Origin of the sequence: Acetobacter orleanensis, from assembly GCF_001581005.1 — a bacterium.
Taxonomy (GTDB): Bacteria; Pseudomonadota; Alphaproteobacteria; order Acetobacterales; family Acetobacteraceae; genus Acetobacter; species Acetobacter orleanensis.
This window is the reverse complement of sequence record NZ_LHZV01000064.1, coordinates 118,251-135,051: the sequence shown is the minus strand read 5'-3', so window position 1 is coordinate 135,051 and position 16,801 is coordinate 118,251. Positions and strand designations below refer to the sequence as shown.

The following is a 16,801-nucleotide window of genomic DNA, read 5'->3' as shown; positions in this document are numbered from 1 at the left end:
CAACGACACCGGTGGAGTGCGATTTTTTCATCCAAGGTTGACCAGTGCCGCATCTCCTGCCCATCATCACGGAATGCCGTACGCGTCTGACCCCAAAGCCCGCCATCCTCTTGCTTCCGGGCAGACCTCTGCTGCGGCGCACCCCCGCACGGCCGCCTCAGAAGCCGCACGGCCAGCCCAGCAGCAGGCTGTTATCAAGCGGCTGGGCCAAACCATGGGGCAACATGCCATGGCGTGCACTGCGGCCTTTATCGCACGCAACCATCCCGACATTATTCGGGAGAGTGCGACCTTCCTGCGCAGCCTCGAAGCCGTTTGGGCCGAGGAAGGGGTGGACCCGAATGATGTCTGGACGGAACTGCTGCGCCGCATTGAAATCGGGGAAGTGTTCCTGCGCCTCAATCAGCCACCGCACCGCAAGAAGCTGAACGGGAAAGTCGCCCGCCCATGGCGGATTTCCACCAGCAAGCTTCCCTGAAAGACCAAAGCCCCGATGGCGGCCATTGATAGTATTGCCCTTGTGATTGTGGGTCTTTCCGCCCTGCACGGTTTCTGGCGCGGCTTTACCCGGCAGGCGCTAGGCCTTGGCGGATGGATACTGGCTATCCTGCTGGCCTGCCGGTTTTACCCGCTGCTGATTCCATGGACGCAACCCTACCTCTTCAACCATCTCGCTGCGGGTGCCGCCGCCTTTGCCATTCTGCTGATCGGCCTGCTGATTGCTGTATCCCTGCTTTCGAGCATCATTGTCCGACTGGTGCATCTGACAGCCCTCAGCGGGCTGGACCGCACACTGGGGTGTGGCTTTGGCGTCATACGGGGCGGCTTACTTGTTGTGCTGATTTTTCTGGCTGCCCAGTGGCTGATGATGCCGGAAGATATGGCCAGCCTTGAGGCAAATGGACGACTGACCCCTTATATTCGCGCTGGTGCAGCCTATATCCAACCTTTCCTGCCGGTTTTCAGTGCGAAAGGGGTTGCACCAAATCTCTCCACGGGTCATGACGCCACCTTGTGATCTCTTGCGGCCCTATGCCGGCTACTTGCGGAGGCCCTGCGCACCGATGCTCTCCCACCCGACCCTCCCTGACGCACCTGCGGGTGCGGCTTGCCATGATGACGACCATTTTCATGAAGAATGCGCCGTCTTTGGTATCTGGAATGCCAAGGATGCCGCCGCACTGACGGCGCTTGGCCTCCACGCCCTGCAACACCGGGGGCAGGAAGCCGCCGGTATTGTCTCCTATGATGGCCACTTCCACTCCCACCGTGGGCTGGGGCTGGTGGGAGATGTCTTTAACGACCCCCGCGTCATGGCGACCCTGAAAGGGGATCGCGCCATTGGCCACAACCGCTACGCCACCACAGGGGCCACGCTCCTGCGCAATGTGCAGCCTCTGTTTGGAGACTTCGCTTTTGGTGGTCTGGCCGTGGCGCATAACGGCAATCTGACCAATGCCGATTCCCTGCGTGAGCAGCTTATCCGCCGTGGCTGCCTGTTTCAGTCCACCATGGATACGGAAGTCTTTATCCATCTGATTGCCATCTCTCTCTACGCCACAGTGGAAGACCGGCTGATTGACGCGCTCAAGCGCGTAACAGGCGCCTATTCTCTGGTCGTGCTGACCGAGGACGCCCTGATGGGCGTGCGCGACCCCATGGGTGTGCGCCCGCTGGTGCTGGGCCGCCTGCCGGGCGAGGACGGCAAGGACGGAAGCTGGGTTCTGGCGTCTGAAACCTGTGGTCTGGACATTATCGGCGCCGAGTTTGTGCGCGATGTGGAAGCCGGAGAACTGGTGATTATCACCGATGACGGCATCCGCTCCCTGCGTCCGTTTGGTGAGACCAAACCGCATTTCTGCGTGTTTGAATATATCTACTTCGCCCGTCCGGATTCCGTGCTCGAAGGCCTGCCAGTGTATGCCGTGCGCAAGCAGATCGGCAAAGAACTGGCGCATGAAAGCGGCGTAGAGGCCGATGTTGTGGTGCCGGTGCCGGATTCCGGCGTGCCGTCCGCCATGGGTTATGCGGAAGCCAGTGGTATTCCGTTTGAGCTAGGCATTATCCGTAATCATTATGTCGGCCGCACCTTCATTGAACCTACGGACCATATCCGGAATCTCGGTGTGAAAATGAAGCACTCCACCAATCGCCCGGCGCTGGATGGCAAGCGGGTTATTCTGGTGGACGACTCCATTGTGCGTGGCACAACGTCCCGCAAGATTGTGGACATGGTGCGCGCTGCTGGTGCCAAGGAGGTGCATATGCGCATCTCCTCCCCGCCTACCAAACATTCCTGCTTCTATGGGATCGACACGCCAGAGCGGAGCCACCTGCTGGCCGCGCAGCATGACGTTGCCACGATGGCGAAACTGATTGGTGTGGACAGTCTGGCCTTTATCTCGCTGGACGGCCTCTACCGCGCCATGGGCCATGAAAGCCGGGATGCCTACCGTACGCGCTATTGCGATGCCTGCTTTACCGGGGACTACCCGATTCCGCTGATCGACCATGATCGGGAATTCGGCGCCGACTCAGCCTGAAGCTGATCCAAAACAAAAAAGGCGGCCCCATTCCGGGCCGCCTTTTTTATGCCTGCCTCGCCAAGCCTTTTTAGGTTTGGCTGGGGCGGGTTTTATCTCGGATGCCGCGATTTCGGTACAGACTCCGGTGTTGGCTCTGCACTGGCACCCAGTGGCGCAGGCGGCATCATCCGCAACTGGGTGGCGGCCTGATCTGCAATCTGACCAAGAAGCTGGCTCAGCGCCTGCACCATCCCCATAGTTCCAAGAGAAGCCGCCGGAGCCTGCACAAGCACACGCTGCATATAAAACTGACCGCTGGTATCTGGCGCACCGGCCTGCGCGCCCTTAACAGACAGCGCGGCCTCAATCTGCACCGCGCCGGACGGACCGGCGGAGAAGCGTGTGACGGACAGTTCCACATAAGCCTGAGGCTCGGTCGAGACAGCATCATTTTCCGCAAAGACACTGGTGCCCGGCAGGCGCTGGGCCAGATCCCCCGCCAGAGTGCGGCTAATCTGCCCGGCCAGAGAATCCCCCCACGCATCATTGGGTGAAACCGTCAGCTTGTAGCCGGTATCTGCCGTTACAATACGGTCCCGGTCCAGCCCGGAGGCAATGGTGGGTTGCCGCACTTCAACAAAGCGCGGGCCACCCGGCGCGGGTTGCCCCGGCACAACGGAGAGCGTGTAGAGCGTCGGCCCCGCTCCGCTGGAGCAGGCCGTGAGCGTTGTCGCCATCACACCCAGCCCGATAGCCCCCAGCAACAGATTACGACGGGGAAGCGACGCCTGAAGGCGGCGTGAGGAAGAAGAGAGCGTCATGCTTTATCGTCCCGATATCAGCGCGGTGGGATGGTTGGTCAGGAACTCGGACAGGAAGCGCAGAGACCGCGCGGCCTGCCCAAGCTGGATGACCATGCCCTGAAGATTCCGATGGAAATCACTGTTCCCACCATAGCCTGCCAGCAGGCGGTTGGCATTTTGTAGAGTCTGGTCAAGCTGATTGGTCATTTCCGGCAGGCGTTGCATTAGCGGCCCCATGCCATGCTGCAACTGCGTGCTCATGGCCTGAAGGTTTTTCAGGGACTCTTTCAGGCTAACCAGAGACTGCTTGACTTCTGGGCTGGTCAGCGTTTTGTCCGCATTAGCCAGCAAGCTGTTGGCGTTCACCCCAATCTGCTCAAACGGCATGGCCGCCAGACGGGAAGCCACGGTGGAGAGGGAGTCCATAATGCCGCTCATCCCGCCAGCCTGACTGGGGATAACCAGCGTCTGCCCTTCCATAGAAGTGGTGGCAGGCGGCGGATTTTTCACAAAATTGAGTGCAATCATGCTCTCGCCCGTCAACAGGCTGGCGCTGTCCGTCGAAGCCCGCAGACCGTTGGCGACAAGTGTACGGAACGTATCAATCAGCGCACCGTGGCGAATTTCACTGGCGGACAGCACCCGTTCCGGCTGGATCTGCATCCCGATGCGCACGCGCGGATGACCAGCCTTCTGGTCCAGATCAAGCTTCACGCTCGTCACGCTGCCAATCTGAATCCCGAACATGGTCACCTGACTGCCCGGTGCCAGCCCTTTGACGGAGGAGGTCACATACGTGGCCAGTGGTACGCGCTCGTGGTAGCCCGCACTTTCAGCATCAGCCTGACTGTCATACAGTTTGAAGACCGTATCAGCCGGGGCTTCGTCCCCTGATGTTCTGTCCTTGTCGCGCGGCAGGCCAAAGGCCACCCCACCAGAGAACAGCGCCTGAAGAGACTGCATCTGCACTTTCAGGCCACCAGCCCCAAACCCGACCTGCACACCGGACACGTTCCAGAACCGGGTGTCCGGATACAGGTAATGGTCATAAGGTTCCCGCACAAAAAGCTGGATCAGAATGGGGCCACTACCCCCCGGTGGCATGGTGTAGCCGAGCACTTCTCCCACATCCACATCACGGAAGAAGACAGGTGCCCCTTGCCCAATAGACCCGATGGTGGGTGTAATCAGCGTATAGGTACGGCCCGGCTGGTCTGACCGGACGCCGGGAGGCGCTTCTAAGCCCCGGAAGTCCGTCTTGCGGTGTCCCTTATCAGCTTCCTTGCCGTCCGGGCCGGGGTCAAACGCGATATATGCGCCAGACATCAGCGTTTCCAGCCCGGTAATGCTGGCCCCGTTAATGCGCGGGCGCACCACCCAGAAGCGGGCCTTATCTGTCAGCATGGGGCTGGACCCGGCGTTCATGCGGATGCGGACATTCACATGCCGCAGGTCATCCGTCAGGGAAATGCCTTGCACGGTGCCCAGCACCACAGCCTTGTTCTTCACCTGCGTCTGGCCACTGGTCAGGCCATCGGCTGTGTCAAACATGACCGTGATTTCCGGCCCGTCATTGGCAAAGCTTTTCCAGATCAGAAAGCCCGCAATCAACACGGATATGATGGGAATAATCCAGATAATGGAAAACCGGATACGACGCACGACAGCATCCGGCATGGTGCTGTCCTGTTCGTCGGGAGACTGATGATGATTCTGTCCGTTCACGCCCTGTCCGGCTCCATGTTATCCTGATATCCACTGGTCTGCGTAGCGGTTTGACCACGCTTGCGGCGCCTGCCGCCAGTGCGGGCAAGTGCTGCATCCCCATTTTTACCTGCGGCATCCCACATTAAACGCGGGTCAAATGTGTGGACCGCAAAAATTGTCAACACCACAACAGCGGCAAAACAAACCATCCCGCCATTGGCTGTAATACTTGCCATATGGTTAAAACGCACCATTGCGACAAGAATAGAAACCATAAACACGTCAATCATCGACCATCGACCGATAATATCAATCACCCGATAGACTTTGGATTTAAACCGCAGATGCCTGTGCGACTTATGCCGTGTTGTCTCCACCATATAAGACAGGCCAATCACTTTAAGCACCGGCACGGTCACACTGGCAAATATCACAAGCAGGGAAAGAGGGATCATCCCGTCCACCCACAGTTCTATCGCCCCTTCCACAATGGTATGGCCGGTCCCGGCCCCCATGCGAATAACTGTCATGACTGGATAAATATTGGCTGGTAGATAGAACACAATGGCAGACACCAGCAACGCCACCGAGCGGCTCATGCTGTTCGCCTTGCGGTGCCGCACCACATGCCCGCACCGGGGGCAGTAGCCTGACGGCTCCGTAGGTTTGATAGGATGGTCAAACTCCAGCACCAGACCACAGGACAGGCAGGAGACCCGATTGGCGGAAGGAGTCAGAGGGTCCTGCGCATCCACGGCTACAAAGGTCAGCGGTAGGCGTGGGCCGCTCATAGGCCGCATGAACGTATCAATCTTGCGATGCCGCCAGATGATTTCCGTATCCAGCGTGGCGTCCGTCGCGGCCATGGAGACCATCAGCCCGGCTACCAGATAGACCGCCGCCCCGACCTCCACAAACGCCAGATCCACCAGCTTGGTATAGGCCACAAAGACGCCCAGAATATAGACTTCCACCATGGACCACGGGCGCAGCACCTCATACCACTTCATCAGATGAGGCACCCATGCGGGTAGGTTTGGCCGAAGGGACGCGGTGAGGATCATCCCCATCATGGCGATAACAATGCCGGGGGCCAGAACGGTAGCAATGGCCACCAGAATACCAACCTCGCCCCAGCCTTCATGCAGGAGTTCAATCGGACCGGTGATGATGTCCACCGTACGCTGCCGACCGTACAAATCCAGCATCATGAGGGTAGAAAATAGCATGGCCACATACAGCGCGGCGGACGTAACGCAGAAGGCCAGAGGTGTTGCGATGGGCGCAGTTTTATTGCGTCGGTCAAGTAACTGGCTACAGCGCGAGCAACGCGCCTGTGTGCCGGGCTTAAGCTCCGGCAGTTTTTGGGTCAGCCCGCAACACGGACACTCCATAACACCTTCAAGAACCTGAACGTGCCGGGTGTTATCCACCGATGTATCCTGAACAGGCATCACGGCTTCACGCATCAGGGCGGTAAATTGCGACACGCTCATGATGTGACCTTAGAACGAAAACCCCCTGAACGTAATAGCTATGCCATAAGATTGCAGCCATGCGGGGTCCGCACAGGGTGCGTCGGGCTGCAAATATCTTCTGATTTCCGCGCCCGCCCCCGTTGCGTTTCCTGAACTGCTATGATACCCAGCCCCTCGAAAGTGAGTATGCCCGCTTAGCTCAGTTGGTAGAGCACGTCATTCGTAATGATGGGGCCGGTGGTTCGAATCCGCCAGCGGGCACCACTTTCAGTCTCCCGACAATAAATTACAGTTATCTCTCGCAAAGAATGCAGGGCCTCCTTACGCATTTACGCCAGACCGCAAGGTATCGTCCGGGATCAGGCATTGTCGGCATAGGGGGAAAAATCCCCCCGCATTGAGCCCGTACAAACCCCGGAAACGTGGGCTCAGAACGCCGCCGTATCCAATGTTCCAGCGGGAAAGCGCACAACCGCAGAATGGTCCGGCATGAGTTGAATATCCGTCCACGGTGAGGAAGCAACCGCGCTGCACACGGCATCCGGGCCGGGGCGCAGGTTAATGGCATACAGCTTCCACATCGCTAAGCGCACCGCGCGATAGGCCTGATATTTCAACGCTGGCACAGTCTGTACATCGCCGCACACATACACCGTGGTCGCCCCAGTCGATACAATCCGGTTCCTGAGATAAGATTCATAGTGCGAAACCTTCGCGTACCCCTGAATCGTCTTAAACCAGAGCAGACCACCGCTACACAGAATGGGCAAAGCCCCGGCAAGAACAACACACCCTTTCAGTCTGCTGTCAGGCTCAACCGTTCTGATGAAAAGAGCGAAGGAGCCAATAAAGAAGCACCATATCCAGTACGTTGACCTGACGGGACTATCGGCCCCCGAAAAGACCTGAAGCAGCGACTCACACAGAAAAACAAGGCCTACGCCAAGAATGAATTGAATGACCGTTTTTCTATTGAAATAAAAAGCGGAAATAATGAGCAAAAACGAAATGGCGAATTCCATTTCGTAAGTCTGGAGGGATTCAAGCCAGAACTGGAAAACTTTTACGCTATTGATCTTGAGGTCGCTCAGACCATGGAGAGGATGCGGATGACGCCAGCCTTCCAAAACAATTCCAAATGTCCCATGAAAAATCTTATTGAGAGAAAAGCTTGTGAAAATACCCGCAAGATAGGACAGCCCGTAAAACAGGACTATTTCCAGACAGAAAAATGGAAAAACTGCCAGAACAAGAAGCGTTACTGACGAAATCATGGGTGAATAGCTTAGAAATATGAGAATATTATAAAGTGAAAAGAGAAAGAAATTAAATCCCAGCGTTAAAACTGAAAATATGAACAGGGCAGACAGCCACACCATAGGCGTCAACGTGGCGGGCCAAAGGGAGAGGATGGAAAACGGAACTGAAAAAAACAGCAGGAACGCAAGGAGTATTCTGTAGGAAATTTTTGAAACCAGCAGACAGGCAGTAAGCCAGCAAAACAGGCCATATCCGAGCATATAAAGGCAATATAAAAATCTGGCAGGCAAAGCCCGCGCCTCAAGAGACCAGAACCAGTTTACCCACCGCCCTTCAAACAGCGTTTTGTCCCAAGGCGAGGTGTAAGACGCCATGTCTGGCAGCAGTCTGGTCATAAAAGGCCAGTCATCATGCTCAAAATAGATGGTCTGTACGGCACCTGACGTTGTCAGAAAAAGCAGAATGACAGCCAGAAAAATGCCAAATCCCTGAAAAAGAGCACTGACTTGCTCTCTGGATTTCAGGGCGCCTGAAAACGGATCATAGAATTTTGTCAGATATGAAAACGCCTGCACCATAGAGTCCGTATCCAGATATTTGAAAGACCGTTCTAAAAATCGCCCAGATCAATCTGGCGGAGCTTTTATGCCTGACGACGAGGCCTGTTTGTCCCAATGCCACAGGGTCAGAACTCAAAGCCGCCTGTTCAACACCAGAAGCCCCTGTCTGCCCTCAACTACGAAATTTTGAAATAGCCGGTTATAGTGGCATCTTTAAAAAGAAAAATGGCGTCTCTTCGCCCCGGAAAAGAAGAAACCGTCTTACTGGCCGGATAGTCTACAAACAATGATCTTTTTGAAGCCGTCTTTTTATTGACCAAAACCATACAGGCTGATTGTCAGATGGTGCCCGTTGGAATAATTGACGCCGGTGACAGATCCATAGGTTCGCACACGGCTACGGGCCGGGCCAAGAGAGGCTAAGAAAGCCTCGCTCTTCTGCACATCAACCAGAGCCACAGCGCAGGATTCATTGCCTAGCATCCGGCGGGCTGCATCTTCCGGCCCTTCCAGATGCACTTTACCGCCCATCAGGAACACAAGACTGGGTTCTGAAAAGGACACCGAAGAGACGTCCATCTCGGCGCAAGGGTGATGAGACTGGGCCAGCGCTGTCAGGCGCGGTGCCAGCCAAATGCTTTGCAGGCGCGGCACGACAACCAGAAACAGCCCGGTATAAAGCAGCATCGCGCAGGCGGCACTCGTCAACAGAGCCTTACGCAGTTCCGAACGCCAGATAAAAAATATGGAAAGCCCAAGCAGCGGTAGGCTACCCGCCGTGAGAATGAGAGCAGCAGGGGAGACGACGTGCTCCAGCTTCCACAGCAGCAAGGGGCCTGCCAGTGCCAGCGCAACGCCGGCAACGGCCCACAACACGCCATAAACCCCCAACCCAAAGCGCGCCCAGAGGGCTCGTGGCCAGCCAGCCCAGACCGGGGAACCCTGCGCAAGCATGCCCGCTGTCAGGATGGCAATCGCCGGATAAGTGGGCAGGACGTAATGTGGGAGTTTGGTCGCAATCGCCTCAAACACCACCCAATGCGGGATAATCCAGCACAGCAGATATTTTACGGGCAGAAGTGCCCGATTTTTCCAGACAGCAGGCAACGCCGCCGCCGCGAAAAAAGAGCCCGGCCAGAAAGCGATGAGAAAAACCAGCAGATGATAACCGGGCGGTAAACCATGCGCCTGCTGGCCAGATGCGACCTTACCCAGAAAATTGGTCCCCACGGCACGACGGAAAAACTCGCCGTGGCTCACCACACCAATCGCCACGCACCACGGCAGCAGAATAGCGAGCGACACCAGCCAGCCCCACACAGGCCGGAGCCTGCGCCATAGACTGAAATTCCGTTCCACAGCCGCAAGACAGAGGGGGGTTGCCAGAGACGGAATGAGAATAACCGGCCCCTTCAGCATCAGCCCGCACCCGATAGCACCCCAATAGAGCAGAGCCGTCTTAACAGGTGTGACACGTCCCGCCTCACGGTCGCACAGCGCCCGTAACAGGCCAGCTTGCGCGAGCAGAACGGTAAGCAGCAGGGTGGAATCAATGGTGCCCATCCGGTTTTCTGCCGTCACCAGCACAGAAACCATCAGCAACATCCCCGCCCCCAACCCGGCAGTCGCGCCAAACAGGACGGACGCCATCCAAGCAGTGAGCACGACAGAGGCTGTCATCGCCAGCAGGGATGGCAGACGGTAGGCCCACACGGCGCGGCTTTTCAGCGTGCCGGTCGCGGCAACGGAAGCCGCTTCCAGCCAGTAAATTCCGGCGGGTTGCAGATAGCGGGGCTTGTCCTGAAAGCGGACATCCACAAAATTGCCGCTCTCCAGCATCTGGGCCGTCGCTTCCATATAGCGCGGCTCATCACGGTCAAACGGAGGGGTGGAGGCCCGGCCGGGCAGAAACAGGAAAAACGCGAATAAACCGAGCAAAGCCAGCGCACGCCCGGACAGGCTTCGCTGCCCCCAGCGTGGAGTTAGCATTCGCGAACCGAACGCGGCAGGCGGGTACGGTTCCGCAGCCAGATGACACCCAGCAGATCGCGGATACCCACGAGCGCACGGTTGAAATTGGTATATTTGGACTGGCCATGCAGGCGGGGGCGATGCTTGACCGGATGGCACAGCAGCGGCACGCCATAAGACGCAAGCAGCGCAGGCAGGAAGCGGTGCAGCCCCTCAAACTGAGGCAGCTTCAAAAACGCTTCCCGCTGGAAAAGTTTGATAGGCGCGCCCGTATCCGGGCAGTCATCCCGCAGCAGGCGGCGGCGCAGACCATTGGCAAACCGGGTAGCAAACCGGCGGGACCAACCATCTTTCCGCTTCCTACGGACACCCACCACCAGCGGTGGTGTGCCGTTGGCGGAACGGGCCAGCCGGAGCAGATCAATCAGCTCACGCGGGTCATCCTGACCATCACCATCAATGGTTGCAATCCATTCACCACGCGCGGCTGTAATACCGGTGCGCAAAGCGGCGGATTTTCCACAGCAATGATCATGGGAGAGAACACGCAGGCCGGGCAAAACTTCGGCCCGCATTTTCTGGAGGACGGCCACGGTATTATCCCGGCTGCCATCATCCACAAAAACAACTTCAGTTTCCGGCAGGTGCTCGAGAGCCTCCGCCAGTTCCTGACAGACAAACGGGAGATTATCCCGTTCATCCAGAACGGCAATAACGATACTCAGAACCGGAGTGACAGCATTCCGGGAAGAAGAGCGCGCGTTCAAGCCAGATCAATCAGCAAACGAGCGATCAGGCTGCACGACGTGCGAGCGCGGTCGGCAGGTTCGCAATAGCCTGATCAACCAGTGCTTCGGCTTTCTGCTGGTCGAGAGACTGACCCAGAACACCGCGCGCGGCTTCAATCGCCACATCAACCGCAGCCTGACGCACTTCCTTGATGGCCGCGCGTTCTACAGCAGCAATCCGGTCACGCGCCATCTGCTCGTGGCGCTCTACAGCAGCTTCTGCTTCCGCACGGGCTTTTTCAGCCAACACGGCCGCATGATGCAGAGACTGTTCAACCATGGTTTTGGCTTCAACCAGCGCCTGCTCACGCTCACGCGTGGCATCTTCCAGCATCTGCTCGGCTTCCCGGCGCAACTGAGCGGATTCGTCCAACTCATGCCGGATACGCGCTGCGCGGCTGTCCAGAATGGTTGTGATCGGCGCCCAGACCTTACGGCCAAAGAAGACGAAGAACAGAACAAAAGAAACAGCGACCCAGAAACCTGCTTCGTGAAAAATGCCAGACATGACTATAAATTCTCCCGGAGCCGGTCAGATATTCTGGTGCGCGATCGCGCCGTCAACCTTCTGCGCCACAAGCTGGGCGTCGGGCGTGACACCTGTCAGGCGGCTTACAAGCGCCTGGGTGGTATCCGCGGCAATTTCTTTGAGCGTACCGAAAGCCTGAGCTTTTTCGGCAGCAATACGTTTTTCAGCATCGGCAATTTCAGCTGAAAGACGGGCGTTGATGTCCGCCAGCTTTTTATCCGCCGCCTGCTGTTCAGCATCCAGCGTTTTCTGCAGATTGGCCTGAGCTTCAGCCATGGCGTCTTTACGCGCCTGCTGGAGTTCCGCCACAGCTTTGTCCGCATCCTGCTTGGCAGAGCGTGCAACATCGAGATCACCCGAGATGCGCTTGCTCCGGTCTTCCAGAACCCGCCCAACGCGCGGCAGCATGATCTGGCTCAATACCAGATAAAAGCCAAGGAAGATCACACCCCCCCAGATGACCTGACCGGTCACCAGAGGGTTGTGAAAATCAAGCTGAGGCATCCCTGCGGCGTGTGCACCAGGTGCAGCCATTACCAGAAGAGACACGCCGGATACCGTAGCGAGTAAACCGGCACGGACAATCTTCATCATGACACCCACAGGTAAAGCCTCCCTTTTCCTACCGTTTTATTAGACGAACAGGATCAGGAACGCGATGAGAAGCGCGAACAGCGCGATAGCTTCTGTCAGCGCGAAGCCCAGCATGCCCAGACCGAACACATGCGGACGAGAAGCCGGGTTACGAGCAATGCTGCTCACCAGCGTTGAAAAGATGTTGCCGAGGCCGATACCAACGCCGGCGAGGGCGATCACGGCGATACCTGCACCGATTTCCCGGGCTGCAGCGATGTCCATATCAGTCACTTCCTTGTTAAAAAGTACAGTTCAAACGAAACGGGCAAAGCAGCTCAGTGAGCCACGGCCTCCCGCAGGTAGATGCACGTCAGAATGGCAAACACATAGGCCTGCAGCACACCAACAAGCAACTCAAGAGCCACCAGCGCCACGTTAATGGCAATAGGCCCTATCGCAAACACATCACCCACGACGCCAAAGCCGGCGAGCATGATGACAAAGCTTGCGAAAATTTCGAACATGACGTGTCCGGCGACCATATTTGCAAACAGTCGGATGGACAGGCTCACGGGGCGAGAGAGAAAGGACAGGATCTCAATCGGGATCAGCAGCGGCGCGAGGAACATGCTGGCCCCTGCCGGCATGAAGTGCGCGAAAAAGCGGAAGCCCTGCACCTTGAGCGACACGATGACCGTCAGCAGGAAAACCATGACCGCAAGAGCCAGCGTTACTGCAATATGACTGGTAAAAGTGAAAGAGAAAGGCAGCAGGCCGATATAGTTCCCCGCCAGAATGAAGAAGAACAGCGTGAAGATAAACGGGAAAAACGCTGTGCCTTCCGGCCCGATCGTATCAACCGCCATGCTGTGAATAAATTCGTAGCACACCTCGGCGGCAGCCTGAAAACGCCCCGGCACTACAGCGGCAGGACGCATACCGAAATACAGGAAAGCCAGAACAAGGCACGCAGCCATGATCATGTAGAGAGGTGACTGACTGAAGCGCAGTGCCTCACCAAGCCCGCCAAGAACGGGATGAAGCTCGAACTGACCAAGTACGTCGATACTGGAACCGCCCGCCAAAACCGTTCTCCCACTCCACTGTGCCCGGACTATCCTGCCGGACCTTCAGCTTTCCAACTCACTGCTCCGGTGGCTTTACCAGCCGCCAGACATTCAGCACTCCCGCACTCCCACCCATCAGTGCGAAGACGATCGTGAAAATGGCGCGGGTGTGGAACCAATGGTCCAGCCCCCAGCCAACCGCGACCCCAACCACCAGTGCGGAAACCATTTCCGTCCCGGCTCTGAGCGCCAGAGCTGGCAAGGACTGTTCATCCTTATCCGCTTTACTGGCTTTTTCGGCTTCCTCTACCCGACCGGAGCGGCGTTCCGCCTCTTTCAGTCGCCTAGCGAAAGACTCGTCGCTGTCTTCACCCATACTTCGCACTCCAGAGGGGTGCAGGCGCTTGCTAACGGCGCTGCCATATCCTGTCAAGGAAGCATCCGTAGCACTGAGCGGAAAATCCGTCACCCATGCAAAAAAAGCGCATAGCGGGACTATTCCGCCTGCGTCAGGATGCGCCTTCTGCCTCCGCGTCCGGCGTGCCGACCAGCCCTTTGGCAAAATCCTTTGCGGAGAAAGCACGCAGATCTTCCACCTGCTCGCCCACACCCACGGCATGCACCGGCAAGCCGAAACTATCGGCCAGCGCTACGACAATCCCGCCGCGAGCCGAACCATCCAATTTGGTGACGACGAGGCCGGTCACATTGACCAGTTCGCGGAACACACGCACCTGCTCCATGGCGTTCTGCCCGGTGGTGGCGTCCAGCACCAGAAGGACGGAATGCGGGGCTGTCTCATCAAATTTCCGCATGACGCGAATAATTTTGGCCAACTCTTCCATCAGCGCGCTTTTGTTGTGCAGACGGCCCGCCGTATCCACAAACAGAAGATCAGCATCCTGCGCCTTTGCACGTTTCAGCCCTTCAAAGGCCAGACCCGCCGCATCCGCATTCGGCGCACCGGCAATAACCGGACACCCCGTCCGCTCACCCCACACCTGCAACTGCTCCACGGCAGCGGCGCGGAACGTGTCTCCCGCCACCATCATGACTTTTTTGCCCTGATCGGTGAAGTAGCGCGCCATTTTGCCGATTGTGGTGGTTTTCCCCACCCCATTCACACCCACCACCAGCACCACATGCGGTTTATGGGCCGGGTCCGGCGTGAAGGGGATGGCGACAGGCTCCAGCACACTGGCAATTTCATCGGCCAGCGTACTGCGGATTTCCTCATCCGTCACTTCCGTGCCGAAACGGGTTCTGCGGAATGAGTCGATAATCCTCTCCGCTACGCTGGGGCCAAGGTCTGCTGTAATCAGCAGATCTTCCAGTTCTTCCAACGCCTCATCATCCAGCTTGCGCTTGGTGAAAACCGATGTCAGCCCACCGCCCAGCTTTTGCGTTGAGCGGGACAGCCCTTGCTTAAGGCGTGAAAAAAAACCTAGCGCCATCTCAAACCCTTTCCGCCAGCAGGCCCGCGGCATCCACCGCCACAGCCCGCAGACTGATAATCTCACCCGTTTCCGCCTCACCGTCCGCCAGACGGACTGGAGCAAACTGTTCGCTATGCCCGGATGTGGGCGTTTCCATCAGCACACGCAAAGTCTGCCCCAGCAGACTTTGATAATAGCGTTCCGCCGCGACCGCCCCGACGTCACGCAGGCTAGCCGCCCGCGCCTTGCGCTCGGGCACCGGCACGGCCCGCATACGCGCCGCAGGCGTGCCCGGACGCTCGCTGTATGGAAAAACATGCAGATACGGCACGCCCTGCGCTTCCAGAAAGGCGCGCGTTTCTTCAAACAGTGCATCATCTTCCGTGGGGAACCCGGCAATCACATCCGCGCCGATACCAATATCGGGGCGCATGGCACGCGCCCGCGCGATAACCCGCGCGGCATCTTCCGCCAGATGGCGGCGCTTCATGCGTTTGAGAATGAGGTCCGACCCAGCCTGAAGCGAGAGATGCAGATACGGCATGAAGCGCGGCTCATGCTCCAGAAGCCGCCAGATATCCTCGTCAATTTCCACCGGATCGACCGAGGACAGGCGGAGCCGCTCAAGCTGCGGCACCAGCCCCAGCACCCGGCGGCACAACTGGCCGAGGGTCGGTTTACCCGGCAGATCCCCCCCCCATGAGGTCATGTCCACGCCCGTCAGCACGACTTCCCGATAGCCCGACTCGACAAGGGCGCGCACCTGCTCCACCACCACCCCGACCGGCGCGGAGCGGGACGGCCCGCGCCCGAAGGGAATGATGCAGAACGTGCAGCGATGATCACACCCCTGCTGGACCTGCACAAAGGCCCGTGTCCGGCCTACAAACTCCGTGACCAAATGGGCGGCGGTTTCCTTGGCGGCCATGATGTCGGACACAGCGAGCGGCTCGTTCAGGGCGGCAGGGGCCCAGCTTTCCGCCTTCAACTTTTCCTCATTGCCCAGCACGCGCGTGACACCGGGCAGGGCGGCCCAGCGGTCCGGGTCGATCTGCGCGGCACAGCCCGTGACCACAATCCGGGCATCGGGCTTATCACGGTGTGCGCGACGGATAGCCTGACGGGCCTGCCGCTCGGCCTCACCCGTTACCGCGCAGGTGTTGACGATAATTACATCTTCCAGCGCCGCCGCATGCTCGCGCATGACTTCGCTTTCCCACGTATTCAGCCGGCAGCCGAATGTCAGAATTTCCGGGCGGGTCATGGGGCGTAGGTGGCCAGATCCACCCGACCTTCAAAGGCCATCGCCGCTGGGCCTGTCATCAGCACATGGCCGTTTTCTGCCCATTCGATTTCCAGAATGCCACCATCCAGTTCCACGGTGCAGCGACGCGCCACCAGCCCGCGCCGCACAGCATTGACCACCGCAGCACAGGCTCCGGACCCGCAGGCTTCCGTCACTCCTGCCCCGCGCTCATGCACTTTCAGGCGTATGCGCTCCGGGCTGTCTATGCGGGCGAAACCAATATTGGCGCGGTCAGGGAAGAGCGGGTCATGCTCCAGCGCACTGCCATGGCTGAGCATCGAAAAATCTTTCACAAAAAACGTTGCGTGTGGGTTCCCCATAGACGCCGCGGCTGGGTCTCCCGCCAGAGGCAGATGGAGTGTGTCCATCTCCGCCGCAAGCGGCACAGCCTGCCAATCCAGTTTTGGGGTGCCCATATCGACTGTCACCAGACCATCCTGCTCAACGCGGGCCGGTAGCGTCCCTGCCCGCGTCTGCAACACCGGGGTACGGTTGCCGGTCTGCCAGAACACCAGATCCGCCACGCAACGGGACGCATTGCCGCAGGCTCCGGCCTCTGACCCATCGGGGTTGAAAAAGCGCACAAACACATCCGCGCCCTCCGCACAGGCTGGGCGCAAGGTCACCAACTGGTCACACCCAACGCCTCTGCGGCGGTCAGCAAGGGCTGCAATCCGCGCAGGGGTGAGGGAGAGGTGCCCGGCACGCTCGTCGAAAATGACAAAATCATTCCCGAGCCCGTGCATCTTGTAAAAGGAGGTCTGCATAGCGCGCCTTATAAGGCAGTTCAGCCCC

General features: G+C 58.2%; 17 protein-coding genes and 1 tRNA gene. 4 read left to right on the top strand and 14 right to left on the bottom strand.

From position 1 onward, the window contains the following. The first annotated feature begins 73 nt into the window (after positions 1-73). From AD949_RS09770 to purF, 3 genes are read left to right on the top strand one after another with little or no spacing between them, the layout of a single operon-like run. Entirely contained in the window at positions 74-478 is a 405-nt protein-coding gene (locus tag AD949_RS09770) for a hypothetical protein (protein ID WP_048835053.1), read from the top strand. Positions 479-493: 15 nt separating this feature from the next. Beyond that, complete coding sequence (locus AD949_RS09765) at positions 494-1,018, top strand: CvpA family protein (protein WP_048835052.1); 525 nt, start codon at positions 494-496, stop codon at positions 1,016-1,018. 46 nt (positions 1,019-1,064) lie between these two features. After that, positions 1,065-2,543: an amidophosphoribosyltransferase gene (gene purF / locus AD949_RS09760; protein ID WP_048835051.1), complete on the top strand. Its 1,479-nt coding sequence runs from the start codon at positions 1,065-1,067 to the stop codon at positions 2,541-2,543. Between the two features lie 92 nt (positions 2,544-2,635). Here purF and AD949_RS09755 read toward each other — a convergent pair whose 3' ends face one another. The 3 genes from AD949_RS09755 to AD949_RS09745 are packed head-to-tail and all read right to left on the bottom strand — an operon-like array spanning position 2,636 to position 6,531. Then, on the bottom strand, positions 2,636-3,346 hold the full coding sequence (locus AD949_RS09755; RefSeq protein WP_082064611.1) for a PqiC family protein: 711 nt from the start codon (positions 3,344-3,346) through the stop codon (positions 2,636-2,638). A gap of 3 nt (positions 3,347-3,349) precedes the next feature. Continuing rightward, positions 3,350-5,005 carry a PqiB family protein gene (locus tag AD949_RS09750; RefSeq protein ID WP_048835087.1) on the bottom strand — a complete coding sequence of 552 codons (1,656 nt, stop codon included), beginning with the start codon at positions 5,003-5,005 and terminating at the stop codon, positions 3,350-3,352. A gap of 44 nt (positions 5,006-5,049) precedes the next feature. Further along, a complete protein-coding gene (locus tag AD949_RS09745) occupies positions 5,050-6,531 on the bottom strand; it encodes a paraquat-inducible protein A (RefSeq protein ID WP_048835050.1) in 1,482 nt (493 codons plus the stop codon). Between the two features lie 170 nt (positions 6,532-6,701). Between AD949_RS09745 and AD949_RS09740 the strand changes: the two genes are divergently transcribed. After that, positions 6,702-6,777, top strand: a tRNA-Thr gene (locus AD949_RS09740). A gap of 164 nt (positions 6,778-6,941) precedes the next feature. Here AD949_RS09740 and AD949_RS09735 read toward each other — a convergent pair. From AD949_RS09735 to dapF, 11 genes are all read right to left on the bottom strand, one after another. Beyond that, positions 6,942-8,351: a hypothetical protein gene (locus tag AD949_RS09735; protein WP_048835049.1), complete on the bottom strand. Its 1,410-nt coding sequence runs from the start codon at positions 8,349-8,351 to the stop codon at positions 6,942-6,944. A 291-nt stretch (positions 8,352-8,642) separates the two neighbouring features. After that, positions 8,643-10,322 carry an ArnT family glycosyltransferase gene (locus AD949_RS09730; protein ID WP_048835048.1) on the bottom strand — a complete coding sequence of 560 codons (1,680 nt, stop codon included), beginning with the start codon at positions 10,320-10,322 and terminating at the stop codon, positions 8,643-8,645. Next, complete coding sequence (locus tag AD949_RS09725) at positions 10,316-11,071, bottom strand: glycosyltransferase family 2 protein (RefSeq protein ID WP_048835047.1); 756 nt, start codon at positions 11,069-11,071, stop codon at positions 10,316-10,318. Before AD949_RS09725 ends, AD949_RS09730 begins: the two co-directional genes overlap by 7 nt. Before the next feature lie 25 nt (positions 11,072-11,096). Next, complete coding sequence (atpF, locus tag AD949_RS09720) at positions 11,097-11,591, bottom strand: F0F1 ATP synthase subunit B (RefSeq protein ID WP_048835086.1); 495 nt, start codon at positions 11,589-11,591, stop codon at positions 11,097-11,099. Positions 11,592-11,624: 33 nt separating this feature from the next. Next, positions 11,625-12,206 (bottom strand): F0F1 ATP synthase subunit B family protein, encoded by a 582-nt coding sequence (locus AD949_RS09715; RefSeq protein WP_082064614.1) that lies wholly within the window; start codon positions 12,204-12,206, stop codon positions 11,625-11,627. A 48-nt stretch (positions 12,207-12,254) separates the two neighbouring features. After that, positions 12,255-12,479: an ATP synthase subunit C family protein gene (locus AD949_RS09710; RefSeq protein ID WP_003624142.1), complete on the bottom strand. Its 225-nt coding sequence runs from the start codon at positions 12,477-12,479 to the stop codon at positions 12,255-12,257. 53 nt (positions 12,480-12,532) lie between these two features. Then, positions 12,533-13,282 carry a F0F1 ATP synthase subunit A gene (locus AD949_RS09705; RefSeq protein ID WP_048835045.1) on the bottom strand — a complete coding sequence of 250 codons (750 nt, stop codon included), beginning with the start codon at positions 13,280-13,282 and terminating at the stop codon, positions 12,533-12,535. Positions 13,283-13,340: 58 nt separating this feature from the next. After that, positions 13,341-13,640, bottom strand: coding sequence for an AtpZ/AtpI family protein (locus tag AD949_RS09700; RefSeq protein WP_048835044.1), 300 nt, complete (start codon positions 13,638-13,640; stop codon positions 13,341-13,343). A gap of 133 nt (positions 13,641-13,773) precedes the next feature. Next, positions 13,774-14,718, bottom strand: a complete 945-nt coding sequence (gene ftsY, locus AD949_RS09695; RefSeq protein ID WP_048835043.1) for a signal recognition particle-docking protein FtsY — start codon at positions 14,716-14,718, stop codon at positions 13,774-13,776. A 1-nt stretch (position 14,719) separates the two neighbouring features. Beyond that, complete coding sequence (mtaB, locus tag AD949_RS09690) at positions 14,720-15,964, bottom strand: tRNA (N(6)-L-threonylcarbamoyladenosine(37)-C(2))-methylthiotransferase MtaB (protein ID WP_048835042.1); 1,245 nt, start codon at positions 15,962-15,964, stop codon at positions 14,720-14,722. Next, positions 15,961-16,773 carry a diaminopimelate epimerase gene (gene dapF / locus AD949_RS09685; protein ID WP_048835041.1) on the bottom strand — a complete coding sequence of 271 codons (813 nt, stop codon included), beginning with the start codon at positions 16,771-16,773 and terminating at the stop codon, positions 15,961-15,963. The genes mtaB and dapF overlap by 4 nt, the downstream gene beginning before the upstream one ends. Between the last annotated feature and the right edge of the window lie 28 nt (positions 16,774-16,801).